This is a genomic window from Nocardia altamirensis NBRC 108246, from assembly GCF_001612685.1.
Lineage (GTDB): Bacteria > Actinomycetota > Actinomycetes > Mycobacteriales > Mycobacteriaceae > Nocardia > Nocardia altamirensis.
The window spans coordinates 113,915-129,506 of sequence record NZ_BDAY01000016.1 but is presented as its reverse complement, the minus strand read 5'-3'; the positions used below and the strand labels follow the sequence as shown (position 1 = coordinate 129,506).

Below are 15,592 nucleotides of genomic sequence, written 5' to 3'. Positions count from 1 at the left end.
TCCGCGAAACCCGGTGTACCCGAACTATCCTCACACCAGCACGCGGATCCGTGCGAGATCGACGAAAGGCTGGCCGTCGAACCATGGCATCACCGGCGACGAAGCTCCTCAAGGACATCGAGCCGCTGTCCGCGCCACAGCGCCGACGCGCGATCGCGGCGGCCGCCTTGCAGTTGGCAGGCACGGCCGAGCTCCGACCACTGCTGACCGAGCTGGCGGCGCGTGGCCGGTACGAGCGAATCATCTCGATCCACCTCGCCGCGATCGCCAGCGACCGCGATCATCTACTGGCACAGCTGGATTCGGTGGGACAGGAGTTCGTGTCCCGCGCCGCAGTCGCGCTGATCCGGGTCGGCGCCGAACCGCACGTGCTGGTCGAGCGAGTGCCGCGGCTGGCGCAGCGGACGCGAAAGACGCTGTACCGCGCTATCGGTCGCCGCTCGTGCGGCACCGAGTTGGCCGACGCGCTGCTGCCGGAGGTGCGGCGACACTTCGGCGACGCGGAGGCGGCACGGGTGCTGCCGCACTGCTCCACACCGATCGTCGCCGAGTCTCTCCCCGACCTCGCCTACGCGGTGCCGAGCTGGCAGGCGTTGGGCCGCAAGCACATCGACGTGGTACTCGACTACCTCGAGGGCAGCGCTACGCAGGCGGGCGAGTCGCAATGGCGCGAGTTGTGGCCGCGCATCGCCGCGACCGCAACGACATCCGCACTGCGCCACCCGGATCGGCTGCTCGCGCTCGCCGCACACGCGGTCCGGCACGTACCGCTCTCCGGCCTCGACCCGGTCCTCGGCGCATTGGCTCGCCACGATGCGAATGCGGTGGTCGCGCTGATCCTGCATCCGAGCGGGCGTGGCACCGGGTTGGCCGGTCGTGCCCTCTTCACCGCGCTGCGCGAGCTCCCGGACGAGCGGCTGTTGCCGGTGTTCGCCGCCTACGGCGCGCATCAGCGGCAGCGATTCCTGCACCTGCTGCCGCCGCATCGGCGCACCGACGTGGTGCGGCAAGTATTCATCCAGCCCGGGGTCGACCCAGCACGACTCGACCTCGGTGCGCTCGACAGCCTGCCGAAGGACGCACGGGCGACCCTGGCCCGCGAACTCCTTGCCGCGCATGGTGGCTCCGACGACCGCTCGGTGCGCGAGCGCCTGATCGCCCGGCTCACCTGGGAGCAGGCCGAACCCGTACTGCGCGAGAGCATTCGGCGGCCGACCGCCGACGAGCGCGCGGAGGCTTATCCGCTGCTGGTGGTCGCGGCGATCGGCAGTCGCGATCCCGCCGTGGTCGCCACCCTGCTCGAGTCGCTGCGGCGGCTGCGCAACGAGCAGGACCCGGTGCGGCGCAATGCCTTGCAGGCAGTCGACACCATCCCGCCGACGCTGTTGCGCGCCGACCACCTGCCGGCACTGGAGATCCTGGCCACCGACGCGCTGCAAGCCCGCGATTGCTCGCAGGCCACCACCGACGCGGTCGGGGTGCTCGCGCGCGGATTGCTGGTGCACGGCGCCCGCGCCGATGACCCCGCGTTCACCGACGTCGCACTCCGGCTGATCGAAAGCCTTGGGGCACACAGCAGCACGGTGCCGCTGCGGCACCTGGATCGAAATCTGCCGCGCGGCGTCGAGCACCGGCTGTTCGCTGCGCTGCGGCCGCAACTGGACAGCGACGCCGTGCGGGACAAGTGGAACCTCACGCTGAGCCTCGGCGACGGATTGGCCCGGCGTGCCTGGAATGTGGCAGCCCTCCAGCAACTGATCGTGCGGGCCTGCGGCGCCAGGAACGATCACATCGTCCGGGAAGCGGTCGACCTGGCCTTGGCCAATCCGGCCACCCGCGACGAGCATCTGGCCACGTTACTGAACCGAGACCGATCGCTGATCTCGCTACACCGGGTGCAGCAGCTGATCGGCACGCGCCGAACGGATCTGCTCGACCTGGTGCTCGCCGGAGCCACGCCAGGACGCTTCCTCGCACCCAAAGTGCGTCTGGTGCTCTCCTTTTCGGGTGGCTTCCACGGCTGGACGCCCTGGCAGCTCGACCTGTACGCCCGATCGCTCGCCGGCCTGGTGCGGGCCAAGGAACCGTCGGCGTGGGAGAAGGCATGGGCGGTACGACAACTGGGCTACCTGCCGGGTAGCTTCGAGCGCCTCGTCGGGTACCTCGACCATGCCGAGCTCACGGTGGCCGAGGCCGCGCTCACCGCGCTCGGCCGCAGCGAGGAGGCCGAGGCAGCGGTCCGCGTGCTGAGCCGGTACGTGGATTCCGATCGGGCACGAGTCGCGGTGAGCGGCATCGCTTCTCGGGCCAGGAGCATCGGCCCCGATCGGCTCGCCGGCGTGCTCACGCCGCTGGTCGACTCCCCGAAGATCACCTCGCTCAAGGAGGGCGTGCGGCTGCTCGCATCGTTGCACGCGCCGGAGGCGATGGCGTCGGTGCTGGCGATCTGGGAGCGCCCCAACCAGCATCGCGACGTCAAACGGGCGGTGGTCTTCGCCTGTCGCTGGCTGCTGGATCATCCGGAGGCCTGGCGGATCCTGGCCGAGGCCGCCACGGATGCCGCGGTCGCGAGCGAGGCGCTGAATCTCGCGCCCGCACTGCTGCCGATTCCGCAGCGGGACCGGTTGGCAGCGCTGGTGCGCGAGCTGGCAGGCAACGCCGATGTGCACCTTGCCGCCCAGGCCATGGGGGTGTTGGGCGCGTGGTTTCCGTGGGCGCCGGAGGACACCGGCGACCTATTGGTGCGCAGGCTGGCCGATCTCGGCGAGGTCGGCCTGTGGCAGCAGGCGGCGCGGGTGCTCGTGGCCAGCGGTTATCGAGAGCATGTCCCCGCAGCCGTGGATCGACTACTCGCCGCCGAGGGGGTCGACCTCCCCGGGCGTGATCTGCCTGCCCGGCAACGGCTTTCCGCGCTGCTCACCGGTGTCGGCGGGCTCGGTGTCGCGGCAAGGCTTTCCGAAGAGGCGCGCACTATCGCGGTGGCGGTCGCCGAACGGCTCGGCACCGACCCCGCCTGGCGGCGGCCCGCGATCGAGCTGTTCCTCGCGCAGATCCGCTGGGCGGACGGCGCATCGAGCGTGCGGTCCATCCAGCAGGCCTGCGAGCTCGGCCGAGGAGCGCTGGTGAACTACCCGGCCGAGCAGCTGCGGACGCAGTTGACCCGCACCCTGCGGATGGTCGAATCGGACACGATGGCGGCGGTGGCGCGCGAACTGTCCGTCAGTGTGGATGTGGCGACCGGCCTGGCGACCGTGGCGTTGATTGCCCAGTGCGGCAGCCATTTCGGCTGGACGCCTACCTGGGTGGACCTGCTCGCCCGCATGCGGACGCATGGGCGCAGTGATGTCCGGATTGCGGCACACGAGGTTTTCACCGTTGCCGAATGATTGCGAAGAAGCTGAAACCCCTGCGGGCGTGCCGCGCCAGTCGACCACGCGGCACGCCGGGCGGGGCGCCCCGTTGCGCCCGCCGTCACTGTGCAGGCGACGTGATCGTCCGAGTGCAGCCACTGGTCGGATGACTACGCTCGGGACGTCGCCTTTCGGGCAGCGACGCTGTCGGGCAGTGTCACTATTGCTCGGGCAATCGGCGGCGGCCCCCGGCCACGTCGGTTACCAGATCAGTGTACCCGTCAACTAGTTCGGCCAGGTGGTACCAGTGTTTATGGGTGTTGTCACTGCGCGCGCCCTCGGCATCGATGGCTTGATTCGCGTCCACCCAGCTGCGTGCCATCCGGTCGACGACCGCGCCGAGGCTCTCGGTGTGCAAGGAAGCCCCGTTGCGATGCTGTGGAATCTCCTTACCGATCCAATCATTGATGTCGTCGACGAGCTCGCTTCGGCGACAATCTATTTCGATAATCAGGGCGGTGTCCCGCACCTGCTGACGGCGTGCGTGTAGCTCAGCGAGCGCATGCGCGGACCTGAGCATTTCTCGGTCCTGGAAACGCCGCCCCTGAAAGGCACACAGTAATTGCGGAGCTGTCGGCAGTACCCCCACCGTTGGAGCACTCATCGCCACACCCCAGGCTCACCCGACACCAACACGCTTTGTACCAACATAATTGGCTCTCGATTCGGTTATCCCGGTCATCGGATCGGTTGTTCACAACTAGGCTAGCTGGATCATGCTCTTACATTTGCAAGAACGCAAGAGTGCGTCCGCACTGCTGCACCCGCCCATTCACCGGCGTGTCGCCTGCCCCAGAGTGGGCTAGCCGCAACGGAGTCGGCGCCGACACATCCACGAACCACCCATCACATCCGTGCACGAATGAAAGCCATCGTGCCTGTCGAGCATCCCTCGAGCAACCCGCCATGCCGTGCGCAGACAAACCGTTCCCAGTTCGATATTCACACTCGATTCTCACGACATACTCAGCGCGGTAAAACAATTCCTACCGGTCCGTCAATCCGGGACTGCTGGTGTCTGATAATCGACTGAGAAAACCGACAAAGGGGACACCATGCGTAGGCTGGCAGCGTTGATGCGGGTAGGACGGCCACACGGCCACTAACGAGGAGGTCGGGATGGGTTTGATCGGAGCTCTGCTCGGGTTCGTACTGACGCTGTTCATCCTGGTGATGCTCGCCAGGCTGATCTTCGACTGGATCGACGCCCTGTCCACCGGACCGAGGCAGCCGTGGGTGAGCCGGGCGCGCGACCTGACCCATGCGGGCACCGAGCCGGTCATCGCACCGGTGCGGCGGGTGCTCAAGCCGGTGCGGACCGGAGGCTTCTCCCTCGACCTGGCGTTCACGGCGGTCTTCATCGTCGCGCTCATCCTGCGCGCGGTCGCCTACAGCCTGTAGTCGCACGAGTGGCACATGACCGCGGCGTTTGTCGAGTAAGCCGCGCCACCATGTGCCACTCGTCGCGCTGAGCAGGATTGGCCCGCAAGGTATTCCATCGAAATCGGCGCCGGTCTGGCACAGTGGGCGGATGGGCCGATCCTTGGTCGTGGCGCTCCTCTCGGTGTTCGCCCTGCTGACCTCATGCGCCGCCGACGTGCCCACCTCGGAGTGGCGCGAGCTCTCCCTCCCCGCCGCCGGTGCACGCATTCTCGCGCTGACACCGGTCGACGGCGGGCTGCTCGCCATCGGCTCGGTGCCGGGCCCCGAGGGCCGCGCACCCGCGGCGTGGACCACCGCCGACGGAAGTGATTGGCGCACAGTCGCTGTCGAACCGCACAGTCCCTATGCCTTTCAGACGGAACTGATCTCGGTCGGCATCGGGGATCGGATCGTCGTCCTCGGCCAGGCCTTCGGTGGCGCACACAGCAATCCACGCATGACGAGCTGGAGCGGAACCCCCACCGCGCTCGTCGAACACCCGCAGGCGATGGAGCTCTTCGGCGGCCCGCATGCGATCGCGGTCAACGCCGCCGCCACGCTCGGTGCCACCGATCTGCTGGTCGGCCAATGGGACGGCGCCAGTGGACGATACGGCGCGGCGGTGTGGACCTCGACCGACGGCGTGCACTGGGATCGGCAGGCCGACGACCCGGCATTGGCCGCACCGCCGGGCGAGCTGACCGGCGCATCGGGCGTCGCCACCGGGCCCGCCGGTTTCGTCGTCGCGGGCAATACCTTGCGCGGCAGCGCATTGTTCCCGCTGACATGGACGTCACCCGACGGCCGAACCTGGCAGCGCATCGACCTACCCGGCCAGGATTCGGTGGCCACCCGCGTCGGCTGCGACGGCACCGGCTGTGTCCTGTTCGGCCAAACCATCACCGCCCCTCCGCAGCTGCTCTGCTGGCCTACCACCACCAGCTCCCCCACCACGGGCCCGTCGGGCGCCACCGTCGAGGTTTCCCAGGTGCTCCTGCGAGATCCGCAGGTATTCACCACCGTTCGCATCGACGGCACCGCGCACCTGATGACGACAAACCGCGACTGCACCGCCTGGCACGACCTCGCACTACCGGTCGCCGCAGCCCAGGCGCGGCTCGGCATCCTCGCAGGCGCCCTGCTCGTGGCCACCAGCGACGACGCGACCGCGAGCAGACTCTGGCTGCGCCGCACCGACGCTCCCGCGTAACACCGCCGGCGAATCCATCCCGAACGCCGCAGATCTGGAACGTCAACTTTGGACCGGACCATTCTGGAAGGTTGTAGTCTCTAAGGCTACGACCACCCTCCCACTGCACTATTGCGGCAGGTTGCGGGCTCTTGGCGAACCGAAAGGGATGTTGCCATGGCAGGCAAGCGCACCGTCCTTACCGTGCGACTGCGCAGGCTGGCGGCCATGCTGCACGAGATGCGCGAACACGCCGAGCTCAGTAAAGAAGACGTGAGTTCGAAGACCGGCATCAACGTCACCACGCTGTATCGGATCGAGACCGCGCAGGCCCGCCCGCAGCGGCGCACGCTGCAAGCCATGCTCGATCTCTACGGCGTCACCGACGATCAGCGCGACGACGCCATCGAGCTGCTGTCGGATGCGCTCAAGCCAGGCATGTCCCGTGCGTACGAGGGCAGCGTGTCGGAAGTGTACGCGGCCTACATCAACTTCGAGGCCGAGGCGTTGTCCGCCCGGCACTACCAGACCTCCATCATCCCAGGGCTTTTACAGACGATGGAGTACGCGACGGCGGTGATCGACACCGGGATGCCGAAGGTCGAGGCGTCGGTGATGGAGGATCGTGCGCGCGCCAGGATGGATCGCGCCGCCAACCTCACCAAGGAGGACCCGCTCGAACTCTGGGTGGTGATGGACGAGGCGGCGATTCGGCGCCACGTCGGCGGCGCCGCCGTCATGCGCGGCCAGTTGGATCGCCTGCTCCAGGAAACCAAGCGCAAGAACGTGATCCTGCAGATCCTCCCGTTCGAGGCGGGCGCGCATCCCGGCATGGCAGGCCCCTTTACGCTGCTCGACTTCCACGATCCCGCCGATCCGGAGCTGGTGTACGTGGAGGGCATCGCCGGCGACGAACTGATCGAGGGCCATCCCGAAATCCGGCGCTTCGGCGTCATTTTCGACCAGCTGCGCGCGATGGCGCTGAGCCCGCGCGACTCTGCCGAGTTGATCACCGAGGCCGCCGCGCGATTGGGCTGATCAGGCCCGGCTGGCCCGCCGGTAGCCAACGGCGGCGGGCACCGCGAACACCACGATCGCCCCGACCGACCACGCCACCGTCGCCAACAGCGGACCGCGGACCGGACCGCCGAGCGACAGCCCGCGCATCGCGTCGATCGCCTGGGTCATGGGCTGATGCGCGACGATCGGCTGCGCCCAGCGCGGATACGCGGCCAGCGGAACGAACCCGGTGCTGAAGAACATCATGATCGCCGAGCCGAGCGAAACCGCCTCAACCAGAGCCGATTTCGCGGCAAACACGGCGACGGCGGTGACCAGCGTGGCAAAGCCGAGCCCGTAGAGCAACGGCACCCCGAACAGCGCGATCGCGGCAGGCACGCCCTGTTCGAAGCGAAACCCGAGTATCCCGCCCACCGCGAACAACACCATGGTGCACAACAGAATTCGCACGCCCTCGGCGAGAATGCGGGACGCGAGCCCGGATGCGCGATGCACCGGAAGCACCCAGAGCCGGGCGAGCAAGCCTTCATCACGCTCCCGCCCGAGCGTGATCGCACCGGCCAGCGATCCCGACATCACCCCGACCAGCGCGACCATCGGCACCGAGCCGTACAGCGCACTGGCCCCGGCGAACGCCGAGATCTGTTTGCCGAGCACGGTGTTCAACACGATCAGCAGCACCGCAGGAAACAGCAGCGACTGCACCATCGTCAACGGGTCACGCCACCACCGCAACAACAGTCGCCTGGTCTGAATGACGGTCTGCGGCACCAGCAGCCGCCATGTCTCGGTCCGACCGGGCGCCATCGGCAGCGCCTCGGCGGTCATCCCGACCTCCGCATGGCGACCACCGCGCCGAGCGCACCGAACACCAGCACCATCCCCACGGCCCAGGCCAGCCCGGGCCCGAGCACCGCCCACCCGACCACGCCCGCGTTGCCGCTCGAATCACCGGCCAGCGCACGCAACCCGTAGACGAACTGCGACACCGGCTGATTGCGCGCGAAACCTTGTAACCACGAAGGGAATTGGCTCGCGGGCGCGAGCCCGGTGGAGACCAGGCCGAGAATCACCTGCGGGAACACCAGCACCTGCGTGATCGCCTCCGGGTTCCCGGTCACGCTGCCGATCAGGTCGGCGCCGAGACACAGCGCCACCGTCACCAGCACCGAGAACGCCACAAAACCGACTGTGTCCCAAGCACTTCCATAGAACTCGGCGCCGATCAGCCGACCGCACACCAGCGCCATCGCCAGCGAAACGACGGCGCGATACAGCGCGGCCGTGATCCGCGCCGCCAGCGGCACCGCGGCGGGCATCGGCAGCGCACCGAACCGCACCGTGAGCCCGTCCCTGGCATCGGTGGCCGCCCGAAACGCCGCCGAGGTCGCACAGAACGCCACCGCCTGCATCACGATCATCGGCAGCAGGAACTGCGCATAGCTGCTGAGCCCGTGCCCGTACCCGCTCATCACCAGGTTCAACGGCACATAGAAGCCCAGGGTGAACACCACCGGCGCCAGGACGGCGGTCACCAGTTCCCCGTTGCGCCACGACGGCCGGATCAGGCGGACCGTCAGCACCCACCACTGGGCGATCGTCCCGGTCCAGCCCGGGCCGATCGTCCCGATCCGTGGCCGCGACGCGACCGTCAGCAGGCTCATCTGCACGCTCTCATCCTGCGGAAACCCGCGCCGAATTGCCGGGAACCCGGCACCTGCCCGCATGTCGTCGGCGGCTGTCCTAGGAGATACCGAGACAGCGGGCCTTTCGGTTCACCACATCGGCGTTTTCCCAGCGGAGGTAAAAGGCGGACGGTTAGTTTCGGGTCAGTTCGGGTACTTTCATCCATCTGTTGACTTAGATGGCAGGGGACGCCCAGATGGCCGACATCACCGCGGAACGGACGAAAGAACCGGAGCTGAAGCGGGTGATGGGCCCGTGGCTGCTGCTGCTTTTCGTGGTCGGCGACATCCTCGGCTCATCGATCTACGCGCTCACCGGCAAGGTGGCCAACGAGGTCGGCGGCGCGGTGTGGGTGCCGTTCGTCGTCTCGTTCCTCGTCGCGCTGGTCACCGCGATGAGCTATCTGGAGCTGGTCACCAAATATCCGCACGCCGCGGGCGCCGCCCTGTACACGCACAAAGCGTTCGGCATTCAGTTCTTCACGTTCATGGTGGCGTTCGCGGTCATGTGTTCCGGAATCACCTCCGCGTCGACCGCGTCGCGCGCGTTCGGGGCGAACTTCTCCGCGGCCTTCGATCTGGACCTGAGTCCGGGAACGGCCATCACCCTCATCGCCTTGGCGTTCATGGTGGTCGTCGCGCTGGTGAACCTGCGCGGCATCAGCGAGGGCGTGAAGTTGAATGTGCTGCTCACCTGCATCGAACTGACCGGCCTGCTGATCGTCATCGGGATCGGCTGCTGGGCACTCGGTGCAGGCACCGGCGACTTCAGCAGGATCACCGAATTCGAGACGGGTGATCGCACCGCGATCGGCGGCGTCATCGCGGCGACCACACTGGCCTTCTACGCGATGGTCGGCTTCGAAGACTCGGTGAACATGGCCGAGGAGTGCAAGCAACCGAGCCGGATCTTCCCGAAGGTGCTGCTCGCGGGGCTCGGCATCACCGCATTCATCTATGTCCTCGTGTCGATCAGCGCGGTCGCCCTCGTCCCGATCGCCCAACTCGGCCAGGGCGATACGCCCTTGCTGCAAGTAGTAAAGGCAGGCGCGCCCGCGTTCCCCACGCACGTCTTCGCTTACATCAGCATGATCGCGGTCGCCAATACCGCGCTCATCAACATGCTGATGGCCAGCCGCCTGCTCTACGGCATGGCCAAGCAGCGGGTGCTGCCGCCGCAGCTCGCGCGGGTCCATGCCCGACGGCGCACGCCGTATATCGCGGTGCTGTTCACCACCTTGCTCGCGCTCGGCCTGATCGCGTTCGTCGCCGAGGTGCCCGAACTCGGCGGCACCACCGCGCTGCTGCTGCTCGCCGTGTTCACCGTCGTCAACGTCGCCGTTCTGGTGCTGCGTCGAGATCCAGTGGCGCACGACCATTTCCGCACGCCCACCGCACTGCCGGTGATCGGGGCGTTGACGTGTGGATTCCTGGTGACACCGTGGACCGACCGCAATCCGCAGCAGTATGTGATCGCGGGGGTGCTGCTCGCGATCGGCGTGCTGCTGTGGGGCGTGAACTACCTCGTCATCCGGTTCACGCACGCCGAACCGGCCGCCGCGACACCACCGGCCGAGTAGACCGAACTACCGGCGCCGGAGCGGCGACATGATCATTCTCATGTCCGATCGGCCCGAATCAGGCCGTGACTCGGACCGGCACGGTGGGTAAGGTGTGCCTCGATGACCAGCATGGAAGCTCGTTTCGGTGATGCGACCCGGACCGTGCCCCTCCCCAACCCGTGGAACCTGACCACCTACCTGGCGGCGGTTGCCGCACATCGTGGCCGGTCCATCAGCCTGCACACCGCACCCAAGGCCCAGCTGAACGAGATCGGTTGCGGCGGAGGCGGTCTGTGGGTCGCGCGCAACCACGACGACATCATCATCTACGACGCCGACGCGACCGGCCGCAACGCCGACCACATCATCCTGCACGAAGTGGGACACATGCTGCTCGGCCACGGCACCGCCGAGGCCGAGCGCACCGAACCGCTGCCGCCTGCCCTGACCGTCCTGCTACCATCGCTCTCGCCGCAATCGATCAGACATGTGTTGGGGCGCAGCGAATTCGGGGTCGATCGGGAACGCGAGGCGGAGGTGTTCGCCGATATGACGATGGTCTACGCGACGCTGCCGCAACGCAAGAGCCGATCGTTCCGGCTGTTCGGACGCGGCAAGTAGATCAGCAGTCCTGATATGGATCGTCGGGTAATCGGCGGAGACCGGCACGCAGATCGTCGATGAGGTCCTGGTAGACGTCGGCCAGTTCATCGATCTGTACCCACGCGTCGTAGAAGACCGCCTCCGGAGCGTGCGCCAACGCGGCGAACGCCTGCGCGGTCATGCCCGCGAGCCGATCCACCAGTCTGCCGACGGTTTCGGTGTGTTCGGGTGCGGCGAGCTCCGGGACCGGGGTGGCCAGGGTGACCCATCGATCGATCGTGCGGACCAGCTGGATGCGCTGCCGGTCCAGCTTGATCGCCTCCGTTGCCGGGACGCGGTCGCGGGCAAGGTGCAGCTGGGCCAGCTCGCCCGCCGCCTCCAGCATCGGATGATCGTCGTGCGGGAAGCCGCGGAAGGCGGCAAGTAGCAGATCCCGGCCGGGGATCGTCCGGTCGTTGGGCACCTCAGCGCCCCCGCCCGGTCCGGCAGCACGCCCCGGCCTGCGGGCGGTGCCGTCGCCGGCCCCGCCACCACGCATCGCGCACCCGGCACACATCGATAGCGTGAACGAGACTTCCCCCCTCCACGTCGATTTCACCCACTTCCGCTCGTCCGACACGCTCGTCTCGACTACCTCCATACCTGCCCGTCCGCGAAACCCTGTGACCACGGCAAACGCGGAGTGACCACACCTTAATCTGCCACTCGGAACTAATATCCTGCGGCTATGCCCAACCCGCCCGCGCATTAATTCGGCGGGCCGGAGATCAGACCCGGCGACCAGGCTGATCTGCGATACTCGCTGAGTGGTTGGTGACGGCTCCCGCGGCGGACCTGGCCAGCGCGCCCCATCGAGTCCGCCGAGCATTCTGGACCGTCGGCATCCTGCTCTCGCTGGCGCTCGCCGTCGTCCCGCCGCTGGTCGACAAATCGAAAACGTTGCAGGGTGCGATCATTGTCGGCCTGCTCGGTGTCTGCATCGGATTGTTGATCGAACAGGTGCTGCGGCTGGAACAAACCGCGGGCGATGTCCGCACCGAACTCCACAATCAAGCCGACCAGGTTTCTGTTGCGGTGCGCGAGATTTCGCCTGTCGTTTCGGCGCCGCCGCCGTGCAAGCAATTCGTTCTCGACTATGTCTCGGCCTACCAGGCCATCGATCAGCACGGCGCGGTTCAGGTCTTCGAGGACATGCGGCGAAGCAAAGCCGAAGAGTTGCTGGCCAGCCTGCGCGAGCTGGCGAACGGCGCGATCACCGTGAGCGTCGACGGACCGTACAGCGTGCGCGCACGGTCGCTCGACGACGTGCAGGCCTATCGCGCGATGAGCATGGGGCCCTTCGGATTCTGGAAGGCCGCGTTCGGCCAGCGGTTCCTGGAGATACAGCGATCGGCGATCGCGCGGCTCGGCCTTGCGGTCGAGCGGATCTTCGTTTTCGACAGTTCCGACGACCTCGCCATCCTCGAGGACATCGTGCGCACGCATGTCGCGGCGGGTGTCGAGGTGTGGGTGGTGTCCAGGGCATGGGTGCCGCAACATCATCGGGTACACGTGATCGACCTCGGCATGCTGAGCTTCCGCAACGGCACGAAACTGCTGTTCGAACCGCGTGGTTCGCAGTATCGGCAGAGCGCAACCACCGAGCGGCTTTCGGTGGTACCCAGTGAGATTCGCGCGGCGGAGTTCAGCTTGGAGCTCATTCGGTCCGATGCCGTTCGCATTCTTGCCGATACGCCGTGGCCGCCGGTTGGGCCTGATCATCCGCACTGATCCGCCGCGTCGTGTGCAATCGTGGGGCTATCGCGAAACCCGGTGTGGCTGTATCGGTTCGAACCCAGGTGTGCGCCCGGTAGCGGTAGAATTACGGTGGCCCCGTCTCCGCGTCGCGTGCGGCACGGGAGCGCACATCATTCGGAGGCTGTGATACTCAGGGGTATCCAACTGGCCGAGGGGATACGCATATGGCCGGCAGCGTTGGCCGCCCCGTGGTAACGGGACATCGCCACTGGCCTGCGGTGGAGCAGGAATCGCTGACCTCGGCCGCCTTGAATTTGTTGCTGGCCAACGAGATATCCGCCATTCGGGTGCCGAATATGATCTCGGTGGAATCGTGTATCCGCTCGGTGGAGTCGATGCTCGGCCACGGATTCGGCTCGTACGAAAGGGTGGATTCGTCGGTCGGCCGGATCGGGGTCAGCCAGATCGAGCGCAGCGACGCACCGGAGGAGTACTTCGCGGAAGTACCGGCGGAGGAGAAGATTCGCGACGCGATATTTCGCGGCAGACCGCATCCGGTCGAGGTCGTGCTTGCCGCTCTACGCGCGGTGTGGCCGGGTCGCGTCGACGTCGCCCGCTCGGGACGTCGACGCTATTACGCGGGCGTCATCCGGGACTTCTCCGGAGGCTCCCGATTACATTCGGACTGGGCGCCGCGGGACGCACCGCGCTGGACCATCGGCGCGATCGAGAATCAGCTGGCCTGGAACATCTACTACCGTGCGCCCCGCCGCGGCGGGGAAACGCAGATCTGGGATCGGCTGTGGACGAACGACATCGAGGTGTTCAAGAACCCGATGCGCTGCGGCTATTCGGCCCGCGCGGTCGACGGTGTCGCCGCGCACGCCGTCGCGCCACGGGTCGGTGAGCTGATCCTGTTCTGCCCGAGGAACTTGCACCAGGTGCTGCCCGCCACCGGTGGCGGGAAACGGATCTCGGTCGGTGCGTTCCTCGGCGTGACCAGACGCGGTGACCTCACCATGTGGTCCTAGGCCGGGACGTCCGCGAGATAGTCGGGTCCGCCGATGTAGGTGGTGTGCCCGGATTCGGCGGTGCTGACGGTGGCTTCGGCTACGGCGGTGGCGAATTCGGCGACGGTGGGCAGCGCGGCCTGGGTGCGACGCGCGGCGACGGCATCGGGATTTCGGCGCTCGAGCAACTGGACGATGATGGTGCCGTCGATCATGTCGCCGGAGACGGTGTGCAGGGTGATACCGCGGGTCGTCAGTTCGGGAATCATCGCGCGCAGCGCATCTTCGCCCGCACGTTTGCTCGCGGCGATGGGCTCGTATTCGGCGGGCACCGGCTTGCGGCCGTGAAAGTGCGCCTGATGGCTGGTGACGAAGACGATGCGCGCACCGGTTGGCATGTGCGGCAAGGCAAGTCGAACCAGGCGGGTCTGCGCGTCCCGGTTGATCGCCATCGCGTAGTCCGGGGCGGCGTTGCGTTCGAGCCCACCGGAGGCGTTGAGCACGAGGACATCGAGGCGGCCGAATTGTTCGGCGATGCCGTCGATGAGGGCACGAGCGGAGTTCTCGTCGGCAATGTCGGCACCCGCCGGGGCGGCGCTACCGCCCGCGGCGGCGATCTCCTCGGCAAGCACCGTGGCGCGCTTGAGTTTTTCGCGGTAGTTGATGAGCACGTGGTCGCCGCGGGCGGCAAGGGTGCGTGCGGTTTCCGCGCCGATGCCACGGGAGGCCCCGGTGATCAGAACGATGCGTTGTCCGGCTGCTGTGCTCACGGTCTCCCTCTCGATCGCGGGCGGACCGCCCGGCGAATTGCTTCTAATTCAGAATCACTATGGTAGTTCTGAATGAGAAGTGCAAACGGCGCGAAGCCGCCGCGAGGCCGGGTCGACCCGGCACACGCACCACCGCTGGCCGCGATGGAACTGCTGGGTCAGCGGTGGATTCTGCGCGTGCTGTGGGAGCTCGAACCCGGCAGGCTCGGGTTCCTGGAACTGCGGCGCCGGATGGACAACTGCTCATCCAGCATGCTCTCGGTGCGGTTGCAGCACCTGCAGAGCGCGGGGCTGATCGTGAAGAACACGGACAAGTCCTACGAGCTCACCACCGCGGGAACAGAACTCGCCGCCGCGCTGGCGCCGGTATGGGCCTGGTCGCAGCGCTGGGAATCGGCGCTCACCCAGCAGGACGACTCGACGAGCTGACCTTCGGCCTACCTGAGACTTCAAGATGGCTGGGTGGCAGACGAGTTGATCACCATCGGCGCCAACCGGACGCTGAAATCGCCTGCCTGCGGGTGACGTAAACCTTAACCTGGTCAAAAATTCGGCGGTATGGGAACATCGCGCGAACCAACAGGTTTAGGCTGTGCGCCGTGGTCGAACCCCAACCGTCAATCGCACCCCATCCCGGTATCGCACCCCTGGCTCCGCTGCTCGGCACCTGGCGCGGCAACGGTCACGGCGAATACCCGACCATCCAGTCGTTCGACTACCTGGAGGAAGTCCGGTTCGGCCACCTCGGCCGCCCCTTCCTCACCTACCGGCAGCGCACCCGCGCCGCCGACGACGGCAGGCCGCTGCACGCCGAAACCGGCTACCTACGCTGCCCGAGCCCCGATCGCGTCGAATTGATCTTGGCCCACCCGACCGGCATCACCGAAATATGCGAGGGCGCACTGAATGTCGCCGACGGCGCACTGCATTTGGAATTCGACTCCACCAGTATCGCCCGCACCAGCACCGCGAAAATGGTCACCGCCCTCGGTCGCACCTTTCAATTGAAGGGCGACACCATCGACTACACCTTGCGCATGGCCGCGGTCGGCGAGCCACTACAACACCATCTCGCCGCCACCTTGCGCAAAGCCGATTAGGGCACCGCGGCAAGAGCGGGCGACAGCCTAGGCGACCGGGGTCATCCGCGAGACTCGTTCGCCACGAAATCCGGACACCCTCCG

The 15,592-nt window shown here is 67.1% G+C and carries 15 protein-coding genes; 10 read left to right on the top strand and 5 right to left on the bottom strand.

From position 1 onward, the window contains the following. Nucleotides 1–83: 83 nt before the first annotated feature. Nucleotides 84–3,386, top strand: a complete 3,303-nt coding sequence (locus tag NA11_RS11545; protein ID WP_069161828.1) for a hypothetical protein — start codon at nt 84–86, stop codon at nt 3,384–3,386. Between the two features lie 184 nt (nt 3,387–3,570). Here the strand turns inward: NA11_RS11545 and NA11_RS11540 are convergent, their stop codons facing one another. Beyond that, entirely contained in the window at nt 3,571–3,930 is a 360-nt protein-coding gene (locus NA11_RS11540; protein WP_069161827.1) for a DUF4254 domain-containing protein, read from the bottom strand. A 599-nt stretch (nt 3,931–4,529) separates the two neighbouring features. On the opposite strand from NA11_RS11540, the gene NA11_RS11535 reads away from it, so the two are divergent. From NA11_RS11535 to NA11_RS11525, 3 genes are all read left to right on the top strand, one after another. After that, a complete protein-coding gene (locus NA11_RS11535) occupies nt 4,530–4,811 on the top strand; it encodes a YggT family protein (RefSeq protein WP_069161826.1) in 282 nt (93 codons plus the stop codon). 130 nt (nt 4,812–4,941) lie between these two features. Beyond that, nucleotides 4,942–6,042 carry a hypothetical protein gene (locus NA11_RS11530; RefSeq protein WP_069161825.1) on the top strand — a complete coding sequence of 367 codons (1,101 nt, stop codon included), beginning with the start codon at nt 4,942–4,944 and terminating at the stop codon, nt 6,040–6,042. 156 nt (nt 6,043–6,198) lie between these two features. Further along, nucleotides 6,199–7,059: a helix-turn-helix domain-containing protein gene (locus NA11_RS11525; protein ID WP_069161824.1), complete on the top strand. Its 861-nt coding sequence runs from the start codon at nt 6,199–6,201 to the stop codon at nt 7,057–7,059. On the opposite strand, the gene NA11_RS11520 is transcribed toward NA11_RS11525, so the two are convergent. Then, nucleotides 7,060–7,869, bottom strand: a complete 810-nt coding sequence (locus NA11_RS11520; protein WP_069161823.1) for an ABC transporter permease — start codon at nt 7,867–7,869, stop codon at nt 7,060–7,062. It lies immediately after the preceding gene. Further along, entirely contained in the window at nt 7,866–8,705 is an 840-nt protein-coding gene (locus tag NA11_RS11515) for an ABC transporter permease (RefSeq protein ID WP_069161822.1), read from the bottom strand. Before NA11_RS11515 ends, NA11_RS11520 begins: the two co-directional genes overlap by 4 nt. Before the next feature lie 200 nt (nt 8,706–8,905). Here NA11_RS11515 and NA11_RS11510 point away from each other — a divergent pair, with 200 nt between their 5' ends. Then, the gene (locus NA11_RS11510) at nt 8,906–10,306 is read left to right on the top strand and encodes an APC family permease (RefSeq protein WP_245745831.1); all 1,401 of its coding nucleotides are present in this window, start codon (nt 8,906–8,908) and stop codon (nt 10,304–10,306) included. Between the two features lie 102 nt (nt 10,307–10,408). Continuing rightward, on the top strand, nt 10,409–10,909 hold the full coding sequence (locus NA11_RS11505) for a hypothetical protein (RefSeq protein WP_069161820.1): 501 nt from the start codon (nt 10,409–10,411) through the stop codon (nt 10,907–10,909). Between the two features lies 1 nt (nt 10,910). Here the strand turns inward: NA11_RS11505 and NA11_RS11500 are convergent, their stop codons facing one another. Then, nucleotides 10,911–11,429, bottom strand: coding sequence for a DUF4254 domain-containing protein (locus NA11_RS11500; RefSeq protein ID WP_141717530.1), 519 nt, complete (start codon nt 11,427–11,429; stop codon nt 10,911–10,913). A gap of 275 nt (nt 11,430–11,704) precedes the next feature. On the opposite strand from NA11_RS11500, the gene NA11_RS11495 reads away from it, so the two are divergent. Together NA11_RS11495 and NA11_RS11490 are read left to right on the top strand one after the other, a co-directional pair. Continuing rightward, nucleotides 11,705–12,661, top strand: a complete 957-nt coding sequence (locus tag NA11_RS11495; protein ID WP_069161819.1) for a hypothetical protein — start codon at nt 11,705–11,707, stop codon at nt 12,659–12,661. A gap of 191 nt (nt 12,662–12,852) precedes the next feature. Beyond that, entirely contained in the window at nt 12,853–13,659 is an 807-nt protein-coding gene (locus NA11_RS11490) for a 2OG-Fe(II)-dependent halogenase WelO5 family protein (protein WP_141717529.1), read from the top strand. Here NA11_RS11490 and NA11_RS11485 read toward each other — a convergent pair. Beyond that, nucleotides 13,656–14,408, bottom strand: coding sequence for an SDR family oxidoreductase (locus NA11_RS11485; RefSeq protein WP_245745830.1), 753 nt, complete (start codon nt 14,406–14,408; stop codon nt 13,656–13,658). The two genes, NA11_RS11490 and NA11_RS11485, sit on opposite strands and share 4 nt — an antisense overlap. Before the next feature lie 72 nt (nt 14,409–14,480). Here NA11_RS11485 and NA11_RS11480 point away from each other — a divergent pair, with 72 nt between their 5' ends. After that, nucleotides 14,481–14,837 (top strand): winged helix-turn-helix transcriptional regulator, encoded by a 357-nt coding sequence (locus NA11_RS11480; RefSeq protein ID WP_439957061.1) that lies wholly within the window; start codon nt 14,481–14,483, stop codon nt 14,835–14,837. A 170-nt stretch (nt 14,838–15,007) separates the two neighbouring features. Next, on the top strand, nt 15,008–15,508 hold the full coding sequence (locus NA11_RS11475) for a peroxynitrite isomerase (protein ID WP_069161817.1): 501 nt from the start codon (nt 15,008–15,010) through the stop codon (nt 15,506–15,508). The last annotated feature ends 84 nt before the right edge of the window (nt 15,509–15,592 follow it).

Bases quoted from the DNA above. Each gene is read 5' to 3' on its own strand.
- NA11_RS11520 (WP_069161823.1), bottom strand. From the start codon at position 7,869: ATGACCGCCGAGGCGCTGCCGATGGCGCCCGGTCGGACCGAGACATGG.
- NA11_RS11540 (WP_069161827.1), bottom strand. From the start codon at position 3,930: ATGCTCAGGTCCGCGCATGCGCTCGCTGAGCTACACGCACGCCGTCAG.
- NA11_RS11515 (WP_069161822.1), bottom strand. From the start codon at position 8,705: ATGAGCCTGCTGACGGTCGCGTCGCGGCCACGGATCGGGACGATCGGC.
- NA11_RS11530 (WP_069161825.1), top strand. From the start codon at position 4,942: ATGGGCCGATCCTTGGTCGTGGCGCTCCTCTCGGTGTTCGCCCTGCTG.
- NA11_RS11545 (WP_069161828.1), top strand. From the start codon at position 84: ATGGCATCACCGGCGACGAAGCTCCTCAAGGACATCGAGCCGCTGTCC.
- NA11_RS11480 (WP_439957061.1), top strand. From the start codon at position 14,481: ATGAGAAGTGCAAACGGCGCGAAGCCGCCGCGAGGCCGGGTCGACCCG.
- NA11_RS11535 (WP_069161826.1), top strand. From the start codon at position 4,530: ATGGGTTTGATCGGAGCTCTGCTCGGGTTCGTACTGACGCTGTTCATC.
- NA11_RS11525 (WP_069161824.1), top strand. From the start codon at position 6,199: ATGGCAGGCAAGCGCACCGTCCTTACCGTGCGACTGCGCAGGCTGGCG.
- NA11_RS11510 (WP_245745831.1), top strand. From the start codon at position 8,906: ATGGCAGGGGACGCCCAGATGGCCGACATCACCGCGGAACGGACGAAA.
- NA11_RS11500 (WP_141717530.1), bottom strand. From the start codon at position 11,429: ATGCGTGGTGGCGGGGCCGGCGACGGCACCGCCCGCAGGCCGGGGCGT.
- NA11_RS11490 (WP_141717529.1), top strand. From the start codon at position 12,853: ATGGCCGGCAGCGTTGGCCGCCCCGTGGTAACGGGACATCGCCACTGG.
- NA11_RS11505 (WP_069161820.1), top strand. From the start codon at position 10,409: ATGACCAGCATGGAAGCTCGTTTCGGTGATGCGACCCGGACCGTGCCC.